Below are 21542 nucleotides of genomic sequence, written 5' to 3' on the forward strand. Positions count from 1 at the left end.
GGGGCTTGGCCGAGGGCCGCAAGGGGGGAAATGCGCAAGGCTCAATCGGCCGTGGCGGCGCGGGCAAAGCGAGTGCCGCGGCGGGCGGCGGTGGCGGTGATGCCAAACGCGCGGCGCAGATCGCGGGTCAGCGCCGATGCCGAATCAAAGCCCGTGGCCAGCGCCACGTCGAGCACGCGCAGGTCGGTGGTTTCGAGCAGCACCCGCGCCCGCTCCAGCCGCAGCCGGCGGTAGTGGCGCTGCGGCGAAACGCCCAGATGCGCCAGGAACAGCCGCTCCAGCCGGCGCACGCCCACGCCTGCCTGGCGGGCAAGGTCGGCCGAGCGCAACGGCAGGTCGAGATGAGCCTCCATCGCGGTGATCGCGCGCAGCAGGTGCGGATCGCGGATCGCCAGGCGCTGGTCCGCCGCCATGCGCTGCCCTTCGCCGGCCGGGCGGATGCGGTCGTGGATGAACTGTTCAGCCACGGCATTGGCAAAGGCCAGGCCATGAGCGCGGGCGATGCGTTCGAGCATCATGTCGAGCGCGGCGGTGCCACCGGCACAGCTGAACAGCCGCTCGCTCAGCGTGTAGAGCGCGTCGGCCACGGCGATCTGCGGCCAGGCCTCGCGAAACCCGCTTTCCGCCTCCCAGTGGATCGCCACCGGCCCCGGCCCGGCCACCCCGGCCTGGGCCAGCAGCACGATGCCGGTGTCGATCGCGCCAAACCGCCCGCCACCGCGCCCAAAGCGGCGCAGCGCAGCCAGCCCGGCGCGCCCCAGGCCGCGTTCGGGATGAAACCCGGCGCACACGATCAGCGTGCCCGGCGGATCGAGCGCAGCCAGCGGCGCATCGACCACCACACGCATCCCGCTTGATGCCGCCACCGGCTCGCCATCGGCGGAATGCAGGCGCCAGGCAAACAGCGGCTGGGCGGCCAAGCGATTGGCCACGCGCAGCGGCTCCACCGTGGAAAAGAACGCCAGGGCGGAAAACCCCTCCACCAGCAGGAAATCGATTCGTTCAGGCAAGGGGATCGCGGGTTCGGTCATCGCCGCGCAGGAAAACACACCGCGCCGCAAATTGCATCATCTGTGTCGTTTTCAGCGTCAAATTTTCGCGGCACCTGCCGCATGCTGGCATCATCAGCACGGGGGAGTTGCGATGCAGAGCGACGTGTTCATCACTTGCGCGGTTACCGGTTCGGGCGACACCGCCAGCCGTCATCCCGACCTGCCGATCACACCGGCGCAGATCGCGCAGGCCTCGATCGAGGCGGCCAAGGCCGGCGCCGCGATTGCCCACATCCATGTGCGTGATCCGCAAACCGGGCAGGCCAGCCGCGATGTCGCGCTCTATCGCGAAGTGGTGGAGCGCATCCGCGAGTCCGATACCGACGTGATCATCAACCTGACCGCCGGCATGGGCGGCGACGTGGTGTTCGGCGCGGGCGAAAATCCTCTGCCGCTCAATCCGGTGGGCACCGACATGGTCGGCCCGATGGAACGGCTGGCCCATGTGGTGGAACTGCTGCCCGAAATCTGCACGCTCGATTGCGGCACGATGAACTTTTCGCTGGGCGACTATGTGATGACCAACACGCCCAGCCACCTGCGCGCCATGGCGGCCAAAGTGCAGGAACTGGGCGTGCGGCCCGAACTGGAAGTGTTCGATTTCGGCCACCTGGTCTTTGTCAAAGACCTGATCAAGGAAGGCCTGCTCGATGATCCGGTGATGATCCAGCTGTGCCTGGGCATTCCCTATGGCGCGCCGGACGATCCCGGCACGACCATGGCCATGGTCAACCAGCTGCCGCCAGGCGCCACGTTCTCGGCCTTTTCGATCGGCGCGCGGCAGCTGCCGTTCGTGGCCATGGCCGTGCTGGCCGGCGGCAATGTGCGCGTCGGCTTGGAAGACAACCTCTATCTCTCGCGCGGGGTCAAGGCCTCCAACGCCGATCTGGTCACCCGCGCGCGCACCATCATCGAGGCAATGAACGTGCGCGTGATGGGCCCGGCCGAAGTGCGCGAAAAGCTCAAGCTGCGGAAGGTGGCGTAATGGCGGCGCACTCCATCGCCCGGGCGGGGCTGGTCGGCGGCGGCGTGATCGGCGCCGGCTGGGCCGCGCGCATGCTGCTCAACGGCATCGACGTGGCGATCTTCGATCCCGACCCGGAAATCGAACGCAAGGTGACGACCGTGCTCGCCGCCGCGCGCCGCGCCTGGGACAAGCTGGTGCCCGGCGCCCTGCCCGCGCAAGGCCACCTGCGCCTGGCCAGCAGCGTGGAAGACGCCGTAGCCGATGCCGATTTCGTGCAGGAAAGCCTGCCCGAACGCGAAGACCTCAAGATCGCGATCCTGGCCCGCATCGACGCCGCCACGCGGCCCGACGTGGTGATCGGCTCGTCCACCTCGGGCCTTTTGCCCACACGCCTGCAATCGGGCATGGCCCATCCCGAGCGGATGGTCGTGGGTCATCCCTTCAACCCGGTATACCTCCTGCCGCTGGTTGAAATCTGCGGCGGCGCCCAGACCTCAACCCAAACCAGGGACCGCGCCGCCGCCTTCTATTCGGCCATCGGCATGCACCCGCTGCATGTGCGCAAGGAAATCGACGGGTTCATCGCCGATCGCCTGCTCGAAGCCCTGTGGCGCGAGGCGCTGTGGCTGGTGAACGACGGCGTGGCGACGACCGAGGAAATCGACGACGCCATCCGCTTTGGCGCCGGGCTGCGCTGGTCGTTCATGGGCACGTTCCTGATCTATCGCATGGCCGGCGGCGAGGCTGGGATGCGCCATTTCCTGGCGCAGTTCGGCCCCGCGCTGAAACTGCCGTGGACCAAGCTGGAAGCGCCCGAACTGACCCAGGAGCTGATCGACGCGGTTGCCGCGCAGTCTGACGACCAGGCCGGCGACATGACGATCCGCGCGCTGGAGCGCCAGCGCGACGATTGCCTGATCGCCGTGCTTTCGGGCCTGCGCGGGCAGGATTACGGCGCTGGGCAAACCCTCGCCAGCTATGCCCGCCGCCTGATGGAGCAGGCCCCCGCCCCGCTCGCCAGCAGCATAGATGAGCGCCGGCCCCTGGCCCTGCACGCCACCGACGTGGCGGCGGAATGGATCGACTACAACGGCCACATGACCGAGCATCGCTACCTCCAGGTGTTTGGCGATACCACCGATGCGCTGCTGCGGCACATCGGCGTGGATGCGGCCTACCTGGCGCAGGCCGGCAGCTGGTTCACCGTGGAAACCCACATCCGCCATCTGGGCGAAACCCATGCCGGGGATCGCCTGGTGGCCGCCACGCAGATTCTGGGCGCCGATGCCAAGCGCGCCCACGTGTTCCACAGCCTGTTTCGCGGCAGCGACGGGCAACTGGTGGCCACGGCCGAACAGATGCTGTTGCATGTCAGCAAGGACACCGGCCGGGCCGGGCCGGCCACCGGCGTGCCGGCGGCGCGCATGGCGGAACTGGCAACGGCGCAGGCCGATCTGCCGGTTCCCGATGGCGCCGGCCGCCGGATATCGCTGGGCTGAACAGAAAGGAAAGACCGATGCGCCGCCTGATGATCGCGTTTCTTCTGGCGGCCACGGCCGCAACCCCGGGCCTTGCCAAAGCACCAGCCCAGCCCGCCGCAATGGTCCCGCCGCTGCCCGATCGCTTCGACGATTTCGGGCCGGCGGTCCAGGCATTGACCCTGCCCAGCGGGCGCGTGGTCCATTTCACCGACAGCGGTGACCTTGGCGGGCGCAGCGTGGTGTTCATCGGCGGCACCGGCACCAGCGCGCGGGCCAGCGGGATGACCGATTTCCTCAAGAGCATGCGCGTGGCGCTGAAGCTGCGGTTCATCACGGTGGAGCGCAACGGCTTTGGCGATACTGTCTATCAGCCGGGGTGGACCTATGCCGATTATGCCAGCGAGGTGCGCGCCGTGCTCGATCACCTGGCGGTGCAGCGCTTTGCCGGCGTGGCGATTTCGGGCGGTGGCCCCTATATGGCCGCCGTGGCCGGGGCGATGCCCGATCGCGTGATCAGCCTGCACATGCTGGCCACCGCCGCCACCAATCCGCAGGGGCGGCAATGCGGGGTGCCGCTCGCCACGCTGGCGCAATCCCTTGCCGGGCAAGTGCAGAACCCGCAAAGCTGGTGGGCCTTTCCCGCCACCAGCCCGACGCGGCGCATCCCCGGCTTTGCCGATCGCGCGTTCGAGGAAGGCGCGCGCACGTTCTTCATTCGCGGGCAAATGGGCGATCCCCTGCCCGAAGCGGCCGAGATGCAGCGCTATTGCGGCCCGGCGCCCGATGTTTCCAAGGTTACCGCGCCGGTGCACATCTACCAGGGCGGTGCCGATCCGCTGGTCACGCTGGACCAGGCGGAATACTGGCACCACCATTTCCCCAACGTGGTCGCCTTCCGCGTCTATCCCGGCGAAGCGCACGACGTGCAATATCGCCACTGGGACCAGGTGCTGATCGAACTGGCCGGGATCACCGGGCAAACCGTGGTGTGCCAGGGCGGACACAGCGCAGCCCTGGCCGATGCCAAGGTGCCCGCCGCGCTGGCCAAGGGTGCCAGCCTGGGATTGTGCGCATGGCAGGCAAGAAATTGAAGGCCAAGAGCATTTTCAAGGCAGGTGGAATCACCTGCCGACTCGGAAAATGCGGCAAATAAAAATGCTAGAGCGCCGGCTTTGACGCAGTCAAAGTCGATCGCGCTCTAGCGCCAGGAACTGTCGTCGCGCGGCAGGCGGCCATGGTCGTCCACCACGCGCACCTGGTGGGGCGGCGCCTCGGCCCAGGTCCAGAACACCACGTTGCGATCGTCTGCCTGGGCGCGGTGGGCAAAGCTGGGAACGATCACGCCCGCCGCACCCTGCGCCACCAGCCGCGTTGCCAGGTGCCAGGTGGGTGGGGTGTGCCCGCGATCGGCCAGGTCTTCCCAGGCGCAGGCCAGATCCGCCGGGGCCACGCCCAGGGCAGCCAGCGTGGCCGTGTCGGTCAGGTCCACCAGATCGGCGCAATCCACGTCATAGGAACACAGCGTCAGCGGCTGCGCCTTGAAGGCAAAGCCCTGCTGCGCTTCCAGCCAGGCGGTTTCCGGCCGTAGCGCGGTATAGAGCGCGGGCATGCCCACGGGATTGAAGCGCCCGCCATGGCGCGCCGCGCCTTCTCCCGAAACCGGATCAAACGCCCAGCGCGGATGATGCGCGCGATAGACGGCGCCGCTCAGGCGGCTGAACGGCAACGGATCGGCCACGATCAGGCAAAGCCGCCCTCGGCCATGCGGCTGAGATAGCGCTTCACCGCTTCCCCCCGCCCGGCGTGGACCAGATCCTCTGCCGTCTGATCCCCGAACGAAGGCAGCGGCTGCGACCGATACCAGGCAAAGGCGGCCAGTTCCGAACCGGCCCAGGGGATCACGCGGTTGACGATCTCCACCATGTCACGCAGCCGCTTCTGCGTGGCGGGCGATGCCACGCGGCTGGCTTTGGACACACTGTCGCGCGACAGGCCCAGCGCATGGGCCAGTTCGGTCTTGGTGATGCGCAGACGGCCCGAGACGACATCGGGCGAAACCGCCCCGCCTTGCCCCACCACATCCACCAGAAACGCCGTAGCCACGCGTGCCTCACCAATTGCCGCGATACAGGGGCAATATACGCGGCAATGGCGGATTTGCAAGATGGGGGTTGGCTTAGGTTTCCACCACCCCCAACCCCCTCTGAAGAGGAGGGGGCTTTAGGATCAGCGCTTTAACTCCCCCTCCTCTTCAGAGGAGGGGGTCGGGGGGTGGTGCGAACCCTAGCCCTTCGGCTCATATCGTTCCAAAAACACCCGCGTCACCCCGTTGGTCCAGCCAAAGCCATCCTGCAGCGGATATTCCCCGCCGCCGCCCGGCGCGTGGGCTTCCACGTCATACTTTTCCAGCATCTTGCCGGTGCTGTCATAGGCGGCCTGCACCGTGCCCAGCCACGCGCGCGCGATCTGGGCGGCAAGATCGCCCTCGCCATAGCGCAGCAGGCCTTCGTGGGCGATCCATTGCAGCGGCGCCCAGCCGTTGGGATCGTCCCATTGCTGCCCGGTGCGCAGCGGCGTGGTGCGCAACCCGCCCGGTGCCAGCAATTGCGCGCGCACCAGCCGCGCCACGGCCTGCGCCTGATCGGGCCGGGCCAGGCCGACGAACAGCGGATAGAGCGTGGCAGCCGAAACGCGCGGGCTGGCCTGGCGGCTTTCGCGATCCCAATCGGCAAAGCGCCCCTGCGCCGGCAGCCACAGCCAGCGCTGGATGGCGCGGGCGCGGGCATCGGCCTGGGCGGCAAAGTCGGCCGCGCAGGCGCGGTCTCCCGCCTCGGCACAGCGGCGGGCGATGGCCTTTTCCTGCGCCCATAGCAGGCTGTTGAGATCGACCGGGACGATCTGCGTGGTACGGATCGTTTCCAGTCGCGCCGGATCGCCCAGCCAGCGCGAGGAATAGTCCCACCCGCTTTCCGCCCCGGCGCGCAGATCGGTACAGACCTGATCAGCCGGGCGGCCCGACGCGCGCGCCGTTGCCACATCCTCGCGCCAGGATTCATCGCGCGGGCCGGGGGCATCGTCCCAATAGCGGTTGAGCAGGCTGCCATCAGGCATGCGCACCACGCGCGCCGATGCGCCGCTTTTGCGCGCGGCGGCGGCGCCTTTCATCCAGAACGCATGCTCGGCCCGCAGCGCCGCCAGATGCCGCGCTGCCGTGGCGGCATCGTGGCGGGGGTCAAGATCGGCCATCAGCGCCAGGAACGGCGGCTGCGAGCGGCCGAGGTAATAGGTGCGCGTGCCGTTGGGCACAAAGCCATAGCGCGCCACCAGGCTGTCGAAATCATCGAGCATGCCGGCGATCAGCGCATCCTGGCCATCGGCCTTGAGGCCGAGCATGGTGAAATAGCTGTCCCAGTAATAGATTTCGCGAAAGCGCCCGCCCGGCACGACATAAGGCTGCGGCATGGCCAAGGCGGATGAACCGGGCGGCGGGGTGAGCGCCGGGCGGGTCAGCTGCGGCCACAGCGCGGCGATATGCTCGCGCAGCGACGGCCGCGCCCCCGGCTCGGCCGGCACCACGAAGTGCCGGTTCACAAAGGCGCGCAGCGCCGCCGGGCCCTGCGGCTGCTCCGCCCGCCACGCAGCCATCACCGCATCGGGTGCCTCGCGCGGGGTGGCATCGGCAAAGGTCTTGCTGTCGGGATAGAGCCGCGCTGCCTGCACCGCTTCGAACAGCGGACCGAACAATACCTGCGGCGGGGGCTGTGGCGAAGGTGCCGCCTGCCCCATCGTGGCCAGTGCTACCAGCGCGAGCGCGAGGGGGCGCAGCCTCATGCCCGGCCCGCCTGCAATTGGGCGAGGCTCTTGGCCACCGCCGCTTTTACGGCATCGAGGTGGCGCAGGTTTTCCGTTTCGCTCATGCTGTCGAGCATCGGATTATGATCGCCCGCGCGCAAGCCCTGCCCGGTCATGACGGCAAACCAGCTGGCATCGCGGAACAGTTCCTCGCCGCGCAGCATCAGGCGCCCGCTCGATGTGAACTGCTCCACCTTGTAGGCCAGGCTTTCGGGCAGGGCCGTCGCCTGGCAGTGCTGCCACAGCGGCTCGTTGCGGCCTTGGGTGAAGTGATAGTGCAGCACGAGAAAATCGCGCACGTCTTCCATTTCCTGGGCAAACACGCGGTTGTATTGTTCGGCCAGCAGCGGCGCGCAGTCCTGGCGCGGAAACAGCGACAGCAGCTTGCCGATCCCGGTCTGGATCAGGTGGATGCTGGTCGATTCCAGGGGTTCGAGGAACCCGCTGGCCAGGCCGATCGCCACGACATTGCCGATCCAGGCGCGGCGGCGGCGGCCAGGGGTAAAGCGGATCAGGCGCGGATCGGCCGTGGGCGTGCCGATCGCGGCGACCAGGCTGTCGCGCGCCGCGTCGGCCGTTTCGAACCGGCTGGAAAAGACATAGCCATTGCCCACGCGGTGTTGCAGCGGAATGCGCCAGCGCCAGCCGGCCACCGCCGCCGTGGCGGTGGTGAACAGCGGCGCGGCCGGATCGGCGGCGGTGGGCGCGGCCCAGGCGCTGTCGCACGGCAGCCAGTGCGACCAGTCTTCAAACCCAGCCGCCATCTGCCCTTCGATCAGCAGGCCACTGAGGCCCGAGCAATCGATGAACAGGTCTGCCGCCACGCGCTCCCCCCGCTCGGTGGTGAGCGCGCGGATAAAGCCGGTCTCGCCATCGCGGTCGATCGCCATCACGCGGCCCTCGTGACGGCGCACGCCGCGCTGTTCGGCCATGCGCCGCAGGAACGCGGCATAGAGGCCGGCATCAAAGTGATAGGCATGGCCCAGCGTCGAGAGCAGCGAGCGCGGATCGCCGCTGCCCCGCGCAAAGACACCGGCCCGCGCCAGTTGCGTGGTCAGCGAAAGCTGCTCGATCTCAACCGCGTGCCCGCCGTTCCACGCGCGGATCAGGCGGTGCGGCAGCATCTGCGCGTCACCCGGCAGGCCATAGGTGCCGAACGGATGGAAATAGGCGCTGCCATCGCCCTGCCAGCCGCGAAATTCGATGCCCAGCTTCCAGGTGGCGCCGGTTGCCTGCATGAACGCCGCTTCGTCCAGGCCGATCAGCTGGTTGAACCAGTGGATCGTCGGGATCGTCGCTTCGCCCACGCCGATCGTACCGATTGCATCGGATTCGATCAGGGCAATGGCCACGCCTTGCGGCGCCAGCGCCTTGGACAGGGCCGCCGCTGTCATCCACCCGGCGGTGCCGCCACCCAGGATGGCGATCGAGGCGATCGGCGCGCCGCTCATCGCGGGCCGCAGCCCGTCATGCCCGGCGCGGGGCGCTTGAGCGCGAGATAGACCGTGCTCCACAGCTGCGCGGCATTGGATTCATCGGCATCGCCGCCGCGCGCGCCAAAGGCCTCCACCTTGTAGCGCCCGCCCGTCACGCTCCATGACCACAGCTCGGAACTCTGCACCGCGCGGCTGGCATCGATCGCCTGCCACAGGGCGCCTTGCGCCCCGCGCACCTTGGCGCAGACCGCGCCGGGCAGATCGGTGCGCGCGGCCTGGCGCGCCAGGCCCGCTGCTGCCAGCGCCTGGTGCCACGACCACACCACCGTGCCGTGATAGGCATTGCGGCCAAAGCGCGCCTGCAACGGCGCCGGGGCCAGCGCCGGATCGGCCACGACCATGCCCGCCCCGGTCATCAGCCCGGCGGGAAAGGGCCGCGCCATGGTATCGGCGGCCAGGGCCACCTGATCGGCATCGGGCTTGCCCATCAACAGGGCAAAGCCTTCATCGGAATGGATGATCGGCACTGGCTGCCCGGCGGCATCGAGCGCAATGGCGTGATAGCGCAGCGGGGCATTGCCCAGCGCGGCCAGCGCGGGGGCCGCCGGCACGCCTTCCTGCCGGGCATAGGCATCGACCTGCACGCGCGCCGTGGCGGCATCCACGCTTTGCAGGAACAGGCGTGGGGCTTCATCGTGCCACACCTGCGCCATGTGCCCCACGCGCGCCAGCATCGCGCGATCATCCGGCGTGGCATAGGGATCGAGCAATCCGGCCTGGGCCATGGCCGCCGCCGCATCGAGCGCGGCCGGCACCAGCACGGCATTCACGTCATAGGGATAACGCCCGCCGCCCAGGCCATCGTTGCTGTCACGCCATTCGCCCGCATCCATGCCGGGTTTGAGCGCGATGAGGTTTTGCCAGCGCGGATCGCGGGCAAAGGCATCGGCCGCCTGCACCAAGTGGCGCAGGTTGCGCATCAACGCCGCGCCCAGCGCGGTATCGCCATCGCGCTCGGCCAGGAACGCGGCGGCCCGCGCCTGGCCGCGTGGATCGTCCACCATGTAAGCGCGCGCCACCGGCGCCAGCAGAAACGCGCTGTCGATCATCGCATAGTTGTAGGTGGGCGCATCGCTTGCGCCCTGCCCGGCGGCAAGATGATCGAGCACGGCAAATTCGCCGATATCTTCCTCGTGCGCGACATTGCCATCGGCCGACAGGCGGGTGAGCACCGAGCGCAGGCCGGTTTCCACCGCAGGGGGCGTCAACACCGGCATGAGCAGCCGCACCGACATCAGCGTATCCCGTCCGAAATAGGTGTTGAACCGCCACGAACCGGCCAGGAATTTCTCATGATAGCTCAGGAATTGCAACGCGCGCCGCGCCGCTGGATCGGCGGCGGCCTGCGGGGTGAGCAGGGTTGGCGCGGTATAGGGCGTGAGCGCGGGATCGCCGCTCAACGCCGTGATCGCCAGGGTGATGCGCCCATCCGGCCCGGCCAGGATCGCGCCATCGGCCACGCGGCCATGGGTTACGGTCAGTGCCAGGCGATAGCCGGCATGCCCATCGAGCCGGTCCCGCTGCCACACCACGCTGTTGCCATCCACGCGCGGCGCCACCAGCACTTGCGCCGGCGCCTTGCCCAGCGCCTGGTAATCGCGCAGCACGCGCACGCTCGACAGCACCGCCTGCTTGAGATCGAGCCGGGGCGTGGTGATCTGTGCAGCCAGGCGCACCCCGCGCAAGGGACGGCCTTGCGCGTCGGCTTCGTGCACCGGCACCGGCGGCGTGGCCAACGTCCAGCGCGCCGGCTGGGCAAGCTTGCTGAACCACAGCCCGGTGCCGCTGTTGCCCGCGGGAAACGCCACGATCAGGCGCGGATCGCTGCCCGACCGCAGCACGACATGCGCCGCGACATCGCCTGCTTGCACGAAGGAATTGAGATTGAGCCCCTCCTCCACCACCGGCGCGGGTGCCGCCCCGGTGAGCAGCAGCAGGGCAAGCGGGGCCAGCACGCGGGTGGGGATCATGGGGTGTCCTTTGAATAGCACAGCAATCGTTCCTCCCATCGTCACCCCGGGCTCGACCCGGGGTCCCGCTTTTTCTTGCTGCGTCACGCCAAGCTCCAAGAAGCGGGACCCCGGATCAAGTCCGGGGTGACGAAGGAGAAGATAGGGTGTGCCGGGGGCCATGGGAGGGCAGCCCCCGGCACGAGGGGGGCTTCAGAACCGGTAGGTCAATGAGGCCAGAGCGTTGCGCCCGGCAATCGCGCGGCCATAGAAATAGCCGTTGACGATCGTCTGCGTCTGGCCTTGGCGCGGGTTGCCTTCGGTAAAGCCCTTGGCGTTGGTCAGGTTGTCGATGCTCACCGCCAGGTTGAGCTGGTCGGTCAGGTTGAGGTTGATGCCGATCGTGAACACGCTGTAGCTGGGCAGCGCCACGCCATTGCCGGCGTCGGCAAAGATCTTGCCCACGTATTTCCAGCGGCCATAGATTTCACCCAGCCCATGGGGCAGCGTGAACGATGGCGTCACCGTCAGCAGCTTCTTGGGCGTGCGTTCGGGCGTGTTGCCTTCGTATTGCGGCTGCGCCGCGCCATCAAAGCGCAGGTTCACCAGGCGCGGCACCTGATACACCCCGGTGGCGGTGATGCTGAAGAACCGCGTCGGCCGCAATTCGGCGTCAAGCTGCACGCCGTTGGTGGTGTTGTCGGCCAGGGCATTGACGGCATTGGCCGGATCGGCCGGATCGATGAACTGGTACGACTGGTTCTTGAACAAGGTGCGGAAGCCGACGATCGAGGCCGACAGGATCGACGTGCGCAGGCGCACCCCGCCTTCGTAAAGCGTCAGGTCGGTCGGGCCATGGGCGCCGCCGGTGTCGGCCCCGTTGGTCTGGAAGCCCTTGGCCCCGCGCAGATAGAGCGAGACATTCGACGTCAGCTCGTAGTTGATCCCGGCGGTATAGGCCCAGTCGCCAAAGCTGGCGGCGACATGGGTATAAGTGCCGTCAAACGTGCTGCCCACGTCGCGCGCCAGGCCGGGCGTGCCGGCCGGCACTGCTTCGTTGACCATAGCGGTGTTGCCGATGTTGGCGGAAATGTGCTGATGCTCATACCGCGCGCCAAAGTCGATGTGCAGCTTGTCGTTGACGGTCAATTCGTCGTTGAAATAGCCCGACAGGCTTTCGACGTGGCTGTTATAGATGCCCTGGCCCCAGTTGCCGTAGCTGAGCATGCCGTTGTTGGTCAGTTGGCCCAGCACCTGGCCGCCCTGGTCCAGCGCCACCACGTCATAGATATGCGAATTGTCGCGCACGTCGTTGATCAGGGTGGCCACGGCCGATTGGTCGTTGCGCTGGCGCACGTCGTAATACATGCCGCCCACGGTCAGCGAGTTCTGGATCGCGTCACCGCGCGCGTCCCAGGTCACGCCGAAATTGCTGCCGAAATCCTTGGTGGCCAGCGTCTGGTGGTTGAGCACGGTCTGCTGCAACAGGCCATTGCCGTTGAGCGCGTTGAGCGTGCCGGTATCCGAGGCGGCGATCACGTTGCCGGTCAGCGTATCGCGAATGCCGAACTGCGTGGTGCCCGGAAACGCCGCCGCGCCGGCCGCCAGGGTGCTGGCAATGGGCGAGGTGCCCGGCGTCAGATAGTTTACCGCCGAGGCGAGGCCCGCCGTGCCCGAGCCGCTGCCCGGGAAGATGCCGTTGAAATCATACTTGCCATCAAGATAGCGCGCACGGGCAAACAGCTTCACGCCATCGGCCACCGGCTTTTCCATATCGATGCGATAGGTCCACGAGGTGGTGTGGATGCCATCCTCGCCGCTGAATGTGCGCAGGCGATTGCCCGTGGCCGAAGCATCGGGCACCGCGATCGAACGGAACGCCTGGCCCAGCACGTTGTCATAGCGCAGGTCGGTGCCCGGCACGCTGCCGATCTTGCCCGAGGCATCGACGGCAAACGGCATGTCGGCGTAATAGGGATCGTGCTCGTCCCGGCGCTGCAGCGTCAGGCGCACAAAGCCATCGTCGTCGAACCGCTTCTCGATCTGGCCCTTCACCTGATAGCTGTTGTAGCGGAACGGCGAATGGCGCTGGCCGCGCTGGCTCCAGTAATAGCCGCTCAGGCTGTAGGCCAGGCCATCGCTGATCGGGCCCGAAAGGTAAGCGTCGGCACGGAAATCGGAATAGGTCGTGCCGGTGGCGCGCACCGCGCCGCCCAGCTTGTCGAAATTGAGCTTGCGCGAGATGAAGTTGATCGTAGCTCCCGCGCCATTGGGGGCCAGCACGCCCGAGGTGCCGCCTTCGACCGCTTCCATGCGATCGACCGACAGATCCTGCTGGAAATAGAAATCCGCGCCGCCGCCGCCATAGAGGATCGGCAGACCATCCTGCTCCAGCGTGATGAACGTCTGCCCGCCGCCGCGCAGGCCGCGCACCGAATAGTTGTTGGAAGCAGGGCCGGCCGTCGCCTCGACAAAGATGCCGGGCACGAGTTCGAGCGTTTCGGCGGTGGAACGCGGCGCCTTGCGCTGCAGTTCGGCCGCATTGGCCAGCGTCACGTTGCTGGATGAGTTGAACTGCGTACGCCGGCCCGAGGTGCTGCCGGTGACCACGATGACATCGGCGGGCGAGGCTTCGACCGGCGCGGGTGCTTCGGCTGCGGTGGGGGCTGGCGCGGGATCGATCGTCTGCGCGGCAGCAGGCGTGGTCATCGGGCGCGGTTCGGGGCGCAGGCGTGGCTGCTGGCCGGACATCCGCGCATCGGGCATGCCCGCATCGGCCAAGACCGCCGTGCGCCCATCGAACGAAACCAGGCGCATGTGGCTCGACGCGGCCAAACGGCGCAGGCCATCGGCCACGGTATAGCGGCCCTTGAGTGGGGCGATGCGGCGGCCCTGCGTGGCCGTGCCCGGCGCCAGGATCTGGATGCCCGCCTGATGGGCAAAGATCACGATGGCGTCCTTGGCCGGCTGGCCGGGAACGTCGAACTGGCGCACCTGTTCATCCGCCTGGGCCGGCGCGGCGGCGATCACCGCCGTGGCGGCGAGCATGGATGACGAAATGCAGAAGCGATGGATCGATCGCAAGGTATCCTCCCCTGAAGGTTTGTCACGCCTTTGCGGCGTTCGGCCCTACAGATGACTGGCCAACGATTTTCCGTCGGCTCGGTCCCAAAAAAATTTCGAATGTATCTATTTCAGGATGCGGATCACGCCGTCGCCGCGTTCCACCCGCCCGCCGACCATCGCCGCGCAGGCCTGGGCAAAGCCATCCATGTCATTGGTCTGGAACGAGCCGACCACGCGCCGGTCGGCCAGTGCCGGGTCCACTTCCAGGCGATCTTCGTGATAGGCGTTGAACCGCTGCGCGGCCTGGGCCAGCGTTACATCATCCAGCACGATCTGCCCTTCGCGCCAGGCCAGTTCCTGCTGCGCGGCATCGGGCGCGATCGCGCTGACCGCCAGGCCCACGCCATCATCGAGCCGCGCGCGCTGCCCGGCCTTGACCAGTTGCGGCTCGCCGCCTTCGCTCCACACTTTCACCGTGCCTTCGGTCACCACCACATCCACGCCAACGCCAGCGCGGCGGACGTTGAACGCAGTGCCCACCGCCTGGACCCGCACGCGGCCGGCGGTGACGGTAAAGGGCCGGTCGGGCGCCTTGGCCACCTGGAACCACGCCTCGCCCTGCGCCAGGTCCACGTCGCGGCGGCGGCGGGTGAACGACACACTCAATTCGCTGCCGCTGTTGACCACGGCCATCGAGCCATCGGCCAGCGGCACACGGCGCATTTCGCCGATGCGGGTGCGGATGCCCGAACCCTGCGGCCACAGTGCCAGCGCGCCCGCGCCGATCAGGCCGCCGGCCACGCCAACCCCGGCCAGCGCCATGGCCTGGCGGCGCGTAGTGCGCCAACCAGGGGCGGGAACTTCTTCCTCTGCTGCAACAGCACTATCATCGCCGCTACCATCACCGCACCCCAGCGCGCGGCAGCGATCGAGCAGGGCCATGCCCGCCTGCGCGCGCAGCAGTGCGCCGCGATGGCGCGGGTCGGCCGCCAGCCAGGCATCGAGCGCGGCGGCTTCCTGCGCGTCGAGTTCGCGATCGAGCGCGGCGGCCCACTGGCAGGCCTGGGCATCGATCGGGTTGGTGACGGGGTCTTCGTGGTCGATCATGGCCGGTCTCCCTGCCGCGCGGGGCGGGCAAACAGCGGGCGCCGCCGCCGGCGCGTGGGCATTTCGGCGCGTTCGCCCTCGGTCAACTGATCCAGCACACGGCGCAGGCCGCGCGCCACTTCGTTTTCGACCACGTTCTCGCTCAGGCCCAGCGACGCAGCGATTTCGCGCTGGGGCAGGCCATCGATCTTGCGCATGCGCACGATACGGCGGCTGCGTTCGGGCAGCGCATCGATCAGGCGCTCCACGCGCTCAAGCGCCATGCGCCCGGCCACGATCCGCTCGGGACTGCATTCCTCGTCCACCGCCCCCTGTTCCAGCACCGCCAGGCCGCTGGCCGCCTCGATCCGCACCACGCGTTCGCGGCGCACCTGTTCCAGCACGATATTGCGCGCGATGCGAAAGAAATAGCGGCGCGGATCATCGATATGGTCGACGCTGGAAAGCCCGGCCAGCCGGCAATAGGATTCCTGGATCACGTCATCGACGTCGATCGCCGGAAAGGCCGTGCGCAGCCACGTGCGCAGCGCGCGCTCATGCGGCAGCACATGGCGGCTGACCCAGCCGATCAGGAACGAAGACATTGCAGGCATCACCACACCGATGCACCGCGCAGGCGTTTCCGTCATCCTACCGCCAAAAATATTTTCGCGATGCGTCAGGCCGTTGGCCGCGCCACCATCAACACGTCGGTGCCCTGATAGATCGGATCGGTGCGATCGAGCCAGGCCAGCGCGGCATGGATATCATCACGCCCGCGCGCGCTGGCCTCGGCCCGGCGGCCCAGTGCCGCGACGCAAGCACGCGCCATGGCCGCGCTTTCGGTCAAGCCCTGGATGAACGGATGGCGATGCAGCAGGAACGGCAGCGACAGCACATGCACGCGCGACAGCGCCGGATCTTCCGGATCGAGTACATGGCCCTGGGCCGGCGCCAGCCCTTCATGCCAGTGGCGGTCTTCGGCCAGGGCCTGCGCGCAGATGTGCAGGCGCAGCGTGGGAAAGGGAAAGTCTTCCAAGCCCAGCGGCGCCTGGCCGCGCGCGTCGATCACTTCGTCAAACCGCTCGACCGCGTCGGCGGCGCCGATCGTCCAGCCACCATCGGCCGCGCGCGCCATGCTGGCATCGCGGCCGATCCGCTGCACGGTCAGCACGCCGGCTTCGTGCAGCGCCAGCAGGCGCGCCACCGACAGGTGCGGCACGGCGGCGTAATTATCAACAAACACGCGTTTCAGCCCACGCGAAAAACGCGCCAGATCAGCCTCGCTCAAGTCGGGCACGATCGTGGCAAAGGCTTCGTGCATGCGCAGGATGGCGTGGCGCCAGGCGATCGTCTGCGCGCGGGCATGGCTGTCGCGCGCCTGGGCCAGGTTGGCGCGGGCATGGACAAAGGGATCGCTGCCCATGCGCGCGGCAAAATGGCGCGTGGCAAAGCTGTCAGCGTCGCACGTCGGCAAGTCGATCGTGCGGGCATAGTCGGGGTCTGCCTCAGCCAGTTCGCGGGCGAACAGGGCAAACGTACGGTCAAGATCGCCATCGGCGCCGTGCACGGTGGCGGCCAGCGCGGCGGGCGTGCAGTGGCGCAGCGGCGGCGCCTGTTCCGGCACCCAGAAATCAGCCTCGGGCAGCAGGCCATGGCGCGACAGGAACGTCACGGCAAAGGGCTGCTCCATCGCATAGCGCAGCGTGCCATCAGCGCGTTCGTGGAATTGCCCGTGGCGCACGGCCAATTCCACCGCCGCGTCGATCGCGCTTAGCGAACTGCCGATCACGGCCACGCGCCGCCCGCACGCGGTGCGGGCGCTCGCCCCGGCCAGCCGCGTGCCGACATCGGGCTTGCCATAGCCGCTGGCCACGATCACCGCGTCGAAATCGGCGGCATGCTGCTGGCCCCGCTGGGTCCAGATCACCCGCGCGCCATCGGGGCGGGCGACGATATCCTGCACTTCGGCATGGCAATACAGCTCTGCCTGACACGGGCCGGCCTCGGGCGCCATCAGGCGGCCCAGCTGGTCGGCATAATAGGCGCCCAGCGCCATGCGCGGGAAAAACGCGCGCGGATCGTGCGCCATCCCGGCCACGCCCAGCGCGGCCTGGCGCCGCGCAGTTTGCCGCATGGCCCAGGCATTGAGCGTTTCACCCACCGGCGGCAGTTCAAAGCCGGCGATATTGGCCAGCAGATGCGCGCCATTGTTGCGCGCATTGAACGGAATGCCCTGCCCCGGTTGGCCGCCCGCCTCCAGCAGCGTGACGCGGCAGGCCGGCCCCTGGCGCTGCAACGCATCCAGCGCATAAACGGCTGTCGGCCCGGCACCGACAATGGCGATGGAAGGGAGGCTGGAAGACGCGGGAAATGGGCCGGATGACGACGGCGCGCAAGGCAGGGGTTGCATGATAGGCGATGAACGGCACGGCCGCCCGATCCGTTCCGCACTGCCCTACGAAATCGTGCTTTCCTTGATATGGGTTACGAGATTGCCATCTCGCCGGGCACGGCGCCCCGCCGCCATTGCCGCCAGCCCAGCACCGCCAGCACCACCAGCGCGGCATAGAGCCCGGCGGTAAGCCACAGACCCTTGAACACGAACATGCCGACATAGACGAGATCGGCCGCGATCCACAAAAGCCAGTTTTCGGCATGGCGCCGCGCTGCCCAGAATTGCGCGACCAGGCTGAAGCTCGACAGCGCGGCATCGATCCACGGCAGCGCGGCATCGGTATAGTGGCTGGTAAACCAGCCGATCGCCACCGCGCCCAGCGCGCCGCAGCCCAGCCCGGCCAGCAGCGCCAGCGGGCGCAGCGGCACCACGTCCACCGCGCCGCTCGCCCCGACGGTCAGCGCGCCAGGACGCCGGCTGCGCGCCCAGGCCACCCAGCCATAGATCATCGCCAGGCCAAACAGCGCCTGCAGCACCATGTCGGCATAGAGCTTCACATCGAGGAACAGCTTGAAATAGAGCCCGCAGGCCAGGATGTTGACCGGCCAGCACACCATCATCCGCCGCGCGGTCAGCCATATCCCCAGCAAGCTGACGGCCACGGCCACCAGTTCCAGCGCGCTCATGCTTGATCCTCTTGCGCAATTGCGGAGAGCAGGGCCTGCCCCTCTGCCCCGGCGAACCACGCGGCATGGCCGATGAAATAGCCCTGCCAGGCCAGCGCGGCATCGCCCGGGCGCTGCACCTGCCCGGCGAAATAGTCCACCTCGGCCAGCGCGAATTCGACATGGGCCAGGGGCAAGAGCCGCGCCAGCAGTGCGCGATCGGCCTGGTCGAGCGGCGCTTCCAAGGCATAGCCCGCCACAAGCGCGCGGGCCTGCGCCATTTCGGCAAGGGGTGCGGTCCCCTCCCCCAGTTCCAGCCAGCGCACCACGCTGCGTTCCAGCGCGATCGCCAGGTCGAGCAGGGCAAAGCCGCGATCTGCCAGCCCGAAATCGAGCACGGCAGCCACCGCGCCGCCGCTCGTCCAGGTCAGGTTCGAGGGGTGCCAGTCGTTGTGTGTCCACAGCGTGGGCCGGGTGCGCAGCGCGCTGGCCACGCCGGGCGCATCATGCAGCGCCAGCACGCCGGCCAGTTCATCCTGCCAAGCGCGCCCTGCCACCCAGCCGACCAAGGCCGGCCGCGCGGTGACATAGGCGCGCGCGGCGGCTTGCGGATCAGCGCTGCCCAGGATCGTCGCGCTGCTCACCAGTGGCTCGGCCGGGCGCGCCGGGGCGGCATGATCGGCGGCGGCGCGGTGCAGGCGGGCCAGCGCAGCACCGGCGGCATGGGCCTGGCGGTCATTGAGAAACGGCGTCCACGAGGGCCGATCGCGATAGAGATCGTCGCCCGGCGCCAGGGGATGGGCTTCCCACACCCACTCACCCGCCGGCAGCACGGTGTGCCCGGCGGCATCGGCCAGCGGGCGCAGCACCGGCTGCCCGCGATCGGCCAGATGGCGCATGAAGGCATGCTCTGCGCCCAGGCCCGCCACGCTGCGCATGGCGCGGTGATGCCGCTTGAGGAACACCGTGCCATGCTCGGTCTGCGCCAGCGCGGCGGCCGAGAACGGGCGCGGGCTGTGCCATTCCAGGCGTCGCAGTTCACCCCCTTGCGGCAGGCGGGCCAGCACCTGCGCCGCTTCAGCCAGGGTGATCGGCGGCCAGGCCGGCGTCTCCAGCGCCGTGCCCATGCCGTGCACGCGGTGTTCGGCCCCGCTCAAAACTGCCGCGCCAGGGTGACCATGAAGGCCCGCCCGCTGCCGATGTAATAGCTGGGCGCCGCGCCCGCGATCAGCGTGCCGCCGGTGCCGATGGTGTCGCGCGCGGCCGGCGTCACCGCCTGCACGCCCGACAGCACATGGGGATTGGTCACGTTGATGGCGTTGAGACGCAGATCGGTGCGCTTGCCGTCGAGCCAGGCGGCCAGGTGTACGCCGATCGACAGGTCGAGCGTGGCATAGCCGGGAATGCGCTCGTCGTTCATGAACGTTGCGAACTGCGGCCCGAGATATTTCATCGCGAAACTGCCGAACAGGTGCGTATCGTCATAGGTGCCGCCCAGCGCAAACTGCCAGGCCGGGCTCGATACCGCGACCTTACCCGCCGTGGGCAGGAAATCGCCACCCGCCGGCAGGTTGTCCTTGATCCGCGCGCGCAGCCACTCGCCCGAGGCATAGAGGCTCATCCCCGCGAGAGGGCGCCAATCGACTTCGGCATCGACGCCCCAGCTTTCCTGCCGCCCGGCATTGAGCGTGGTGTTGACCATTGCGCCGTTGACGTTGGCCATCGTCGCCACCAGGCGGTTGCGGAAGGCATAGTGAAACCCGGTGGCCGAGGCGGACAGATTGCGCCCCTGCCAGCGCCAGCCCAGCTCCTGCGCCAGCGAATATTCGTTCTTCAGCGCGGTGGTGCCGTAGGTGGCAATGCCGCCATAGCCATCATAGGTATCGTAGAGCGTGTATTCGTCGGGCGCGCGGAAGTTGGTGGTAATATTGGCAAAGACCTGCTGCCGATCGGTCAGCCGCACATGCAGCGCTGCGCGCGGCAGCGCGGCAAAGCTATCGAAATGCAGGCGGCCCTGGTTGCCGGGCAGATTGTTGCGCCCGGCGTGGAGCAGGTCCACTCCCTTGAAGCCCAGGTCCAGCGTCACGCGCGGCGACAGGGCCACGCTGTCGGCCAGGAAGAACGCCTTGGCCACGGTGATCGTCTTGGTATCGCCGATCGAGAACAGCCGTCCATCGGCGGTGCGCACGGCGTGTTCGTCGCGCGCCCAGCCATCGACCGGATCGCCATTGGCGCCCAGCGGGGTAAAGCTTTCCACCACGCGGTCGCTGCCATAGTCGATCCACAGCCCGGCCGTCAGCGTGTGGGCGCCGCGCGCCAGGGTCAGCCGCGCGATCTGCCCGGCGCGCATCTGTTCGCCCAGCCAGTTGCCCAGCACGTTGACCGTGCCGCCATTTTCCAGGCCAGCGAGCTTGAGCGGCGCGTCAAGCGCCTGGGTGCCCAGATAAGTACCGGGGTAATAGCCATCGGGCCCGAGCGAGGCGCCATAGGGCGAGTTGCCATAGCCGAACTGGAGATAGCTGGTGGTATCGAGCGTCAGCCCCGTGCCCAGCACCAGATGCACCGGCGCTGCGAAATAGAGGTTGCGGAACGGCTGGCGATAGAGCCGCCAATAGTTGAGATCGCCCTCGCCATAGCTGGCCGACAGGTTGAACCCGCGCCCCTGCGCCTGCCAATCGGCCAGCGTCGGGCTGAGATAGGTGGAATTGCTGGCGTCGTTATAGGAAACCGACAGGCTGGCGGTGTTGCCATTGCCCCATTCGCCGGCGATCTTGGCGTCGATGTGCTGGCGCTTGTCCACGCCCGGCCCGCGCCAGTTGTCGGCGCTGTTGTTGGAATAGGACAGGAACGCGCGCACCGGCGCCTGGCCCAGGTTGCCGCTGTCCACACGCACGAACACGCGGCGTTCGTTGAACGAGCCGAGCGAGGCATCGGCCATCACGCCGAAATCGCGGTGCGGCGCGTCCAAGCTCAAGGCCAGCAACCCGCCCACGGCATTGATCACCGGCGCGGCGATATCGGCCGAGCCCTGGCTCAATTCCACCCGCGCCACATTCTCAGGATCGGCAAACTGCGCCGGATAGGCAAAGTAATAGCCGATGTCGTTCTGCGGCGCGCCTTCCATGGTCACGCCGATGGCATCCTGGCCCAACCCGCGCAGGGTAAGGCTGGACGAGGTGGACAGGCCGAACGGATCGGTGCCGGCGACATTGGCGCCGGGCAGGATGTTGACCAGCTGGAACGCGTTGAACGTGGCGGCCTGCTTTTCGATGAACGCCGCGCCGATCGTGCTGACCGCCTTGGGCGCGTCGGTATCGGGCAGCAGCCCTTCGGGATCGGGATGGCCGATGACGCGGATCGGGCGGGTGCCGTCAGCCGCGCCGGCATCATTGGCCGCAGCGGCATGGGCAGCGACGGCGGCCGTTCCCGCCATCATCGCCAGCGCCATGGCCGCGCCCCGCATGGCCCGCTTGCGCGTCGTGCCGATCATCCCTGTTACACTTTCTTCTGCCTGCAAAGGGGGCGCGCCT

16 protein-coding genes are annotated in these 21542 nt (G+C 68.1%); 3 read left to right on the forward strand and 13 right to left on the reverse strand.

The genetic code is table 11. The features are described 5' to 3' along the window. Positions 1–41: 41 nt before the first annotated feature. Positions 42–1031 carry a GlxA family transcriptional regulator gene (locus tag SCA01S_RS06615; protein WP_062784162.1) on the reverse strand — a complete coding sequence of 330 codons (990 nt, stop codon included), beginning with the start codon at positions 1029–1031 and terminating at the stop codon, positions 42–44. Between the two features lie 112 nt (positions 1032–1143). On the opposite strand from SCA01S_RS06615, the gene SCA01S_RS06620 reads away from it, so the two are divergent. Genes SCA01S_RS06620 through SCA01S_RS06630 form a run of 3 tightly spaced genes read left to right on the forward strand, consistent with a single transcriptional unit; the run spans position 1144 to position 4591 of the window. Beyond that, entirely contained in the window at positions 1144–2037 is an 894-nt protein-coding gene (locus SCA01S_RS06620) for a beta-keto acid cleavage family enzyme (RefSeq protein ID WP_022675654.1), read from the forward strand. Further along, positions 2037–3518 carry a carnitine 3-dehydrogenase gene (locus SCA01S_RS06625; protein WP_062784164.1) on the forward strand — a complete coding sequence of 494 codons (1482 nt, stop codon included), beginning with the start codon at positions 2037–2039 and terminating at the stop codon, positions 3516–3518. Before SCA01S_RS06620 ends, SCA01S_RS06625 begins: the two co-directional genes overlap by 1 nt. 17 nt (positions 3519–3535) lie before the next feature. Beyond that, the gene (locus tag SCA01S_RS06630) at positions 3536–4591 is read left to right on the forward strand and encodes an alpha/beta fold hydrolase (RefSeq protein ID WP_245652471.1); all 1056 of its coding nucleotides are present in this window, start codon (positions 3536–3538) and stop codon (positions 4589–4591) included. Positions 4592–4698: 107 nt separating this feature from the next. On the opposite strand, the gene SCA01S_RS06635 is transcribed toward SCA01S_RS06630, so the two are convergent. The 12 genes from SCA01S_RS06635 to SCA01S_RS06690 form a co-directional block, all read right to left on the reverse strand. Then, the gene (locus SCA01S_RS06635; RefSeq protein WP_245652472.1) at positions 4699–5238 is read right to left on the reverse strand and encodes an RES family NAD+ phosphorylase; all 540 of its coding nucleotides are present in this window, start codon (positions 5236–5238) and stop codon (positions 4699–4701) included. A 2-nt stretch (positions 5239–5240) separates the two neighbouring features. Beyond that, positions 5241–5603: an antitoxin Xre/MbcA/ParS toxin-binding domain-containing protein gene (locus SCA01S_RS06640; RefSeq protein ID WP_054131413.1), complete on the reverse strand. Its 363-nt coding sequence runs from the start codon at positions 5601–5603 to the stop codon at positions 5241–5243. Between the two features lie 180 nt (positions 5604–5783). Then, entirely contained in the window at positions 5784–7331 is a 1548-nt protein-coding gene (treA, locus tag SCA01S_RS06645) for an alpha,alpha-trehalase TreA (protein WP_062784166.1), read from the reverse strand. After that, positions 7328–8803, reverse strand: coding sequence for a tryptophan halogenase family protein (locus tag SCA01S_RS06650; protein WP_062784168.1), 1476 nt, complete (start codon positions 8801–8803; stop codon positions 7328–7330). The genes treA and SCA01S_RS06650 overlap by 4 nt, the downstream gene beginning before the upstream one ends. Next, a complete protein-coding gene (locus SCA01S_RS06655; RefSeq protein WP_062784170.1) occupies positions 8800–10818 on the reverse strand; it encodes an amino acid adenylation domain-containing protein in 2019 nt (672 codons plus the stop codon). The genes SCA01S_RS06650 and SCA01S_RS06655 overlap by 4 nt, the downstream gene beginning before the upstream one ends. Positions 10819–11010: 192 nt before the next feature. Beyond that, positions 11011–13845, reverse strand: coding sequence for a TonB-dependent receptor (locus SCA01S_RS06660; protein ID WP_157088871.1), 2835 nt, complete (start codon positions 13843–13845; stop codon positions 11011–11013). Between the two features lie 141 nt (positions 13846–13986). Further along, entirely contained in the window at positions 13987–14970 is a 984-nt protein-coding gene (locus SCA01S_RS06665) for a FecR family protein (RefSeq protein ID WP_062784174.1), read from the reverse strand. Continuing rightward, positions 14967–15599, reverse strand: a complete 633-nt coding sequence (locus tag SCA01S_RS06670; protein WP_245652473.1) for an RNA polymerase sigma factor — start codon at positions 15597–15599, stop codon at positions 14967–14969. The genes SCA01S_RS06665 and SCA01S_RS06670 overlap by 4 nt, the downstream gene beginning before the upstream one ends. A 29-nt stretch (positions 15600–15628) precedes the next feature. Continuing rightward, positions 15629–17362, reverse strand: coding sequence for an FAD/NAD(P)-binding protein (locus tag SCA01S_RS06675; RefSeq protein ID WP_084390820.1), 1734 nt, complete (start codon positions 17360–17362; stop codon positions 15629–15631). 74 nt (positions 17363–17436) lie between these two features. After that, on the reverse strand, positions 17437–18033 hold the full coding sequence (gene pnuC / locus SCA01S_RS06680; protein ID WP_062784178.1) for a nicotinamide riboside transporter PnuC: 597 nt from the start codon (positions 18031–18033) through the stop codon (positions 17437–17439). Continuing rightward, on the reverse strand, positions 18030–19139 hold the full coding sequence (locus SCA01S_RS06685) for a phosphotransferase enzyme family protein (RefSeq protein WP_062784180.1): 1110 nt from the start codon (positions 19137–19139) through the stop codon (positions 18030–18032). The genes pnuC and SCA01S_RS06685 overlap by 4 nt, the downstream gene beginning before the upstream one ends. A 26-nt stretch (positions 19140–19165) precedes the next feature. Continuing rightward, entirely contained in the window at positions 19166–21502 is a 2337-nt protein-coding gene (locus SCA01S_RS06690; protein WP_245652474.1) for a TonB-dependent receptor, read from the reverse strand. Between the last annotated feature and the right edge of the window lie 40 nt (positions 21503–21542).

This window comes from Novosphingobium capsulatum NBRC 12533, from assembly GCF_001598375.1.
Lineage (GTDB): Bacteria > Pseudomonadota > Alphaproteobacteria > Sphingomonadales > Sphingomonadaceae > Novosphingobium > Novosphingobium capsulatum.

Bases quoted from the DNA above. Each gene is read 5' to 3' on its own strand.
- SCA01S_RS06625 (WP_062784164.1), top strand. From the start codon at position 2,037: ATGGCGGCGCACTCCATCGCCCGGGCGGGGCTGGTCGGCGGCGGCGTG.
- SCA01S_RS06620 (WP_022675654.1), top strand. From the start codon at position 1,144: ATGCAGAGCGACGTGTTCATCACTTGCGCGGTTACCGGTTCGGGCGAC.
- SCA01S_RS06660 (WP_157088871.1), bottom strand. From the start codon at position 13,845: ATGCTCGCCGCCACGGCGGTGATCGCCGCCGCGCCGGCCCAGGCGGAT.
- SCA01S_RS06690 (WP_245652474.1), bottom strand. From the start codon at position 21,502: ATGATCGGCACGACGCGCAAGCGGGCCATGCGGGGCGCGGCCATGGCG.
- treA (WP_062784166.1), bottom strand. From the start codon at position 7,331: ATGAGGCTGCGCCCCCTCGCGCTCGCGCTGGTAGCACTGGCCACGATG.
- SCA01S_RS06615 (WP_062784162.1), bottom strand. From the start codon at position 1,031: ATGACCGAACCCGCGATCCCCTTGCCTGAACGAATCGATTTCCTGCTG.
- pnuC (WP_062784178.1), bottom strand. From the start codon at position 18,033: ATGAGCGCGCTGGAACTGGTGGCCGTGGCCGTCAGCTTGCTGGGGATA.
- SCA01S_RS06685 (WP_062784180.1), bottom strand. From the start codon at position 19,139: ATGGGCACGGCGCTGGAGACGCCGGCCTGGCCGCCGATCACCCTGGCT.
- SCA01S_RS06650 (WP_062784168.1), bottom strand. From the start codon at position 8,803: ATGAGCGGCGCGCCGATCGCCTCGATCGCCATCCTGGGTGGCGGCACC.
- SCA01S_RS06665 (WP_062784174.1), bottom strand. From the start codon at position 14,970: ATGATCGACCACGAAGACCCCGTCACCAACCCGATCGATGCCCAGGCC.
- SCA01S_RS06630 (WP_245652471.1), top strand. From the start codon at position 3,536: ATGCGCCGCCTGATGATCGCGTTTCTTCTGGCGGCCACGGCCGCAACC.
- SCA01S_RS06675 (WP_084390820.1), bottom strand. From the start codon at position 17,362: ATGCAACCCCTGCCTTGCGCGCCGTCGTCATCCGGCCCATTTCCCGCG.
- SCA01S_RS06655 (WP_062784170.1), bottom strand. From the start codon at position 10,818: ATGATCCCCACCCGCGTGCTGGCCCCGCTTGCCCTGCTGCTGCTCACC.
- SCA01S_RS06670 (WP_245652473.1), bottom strand. From the start codon at position 15,599: ATGACGGAAACGCCTGCGCGGTGCATCGGTGTGGTGATGCCTGCAATG.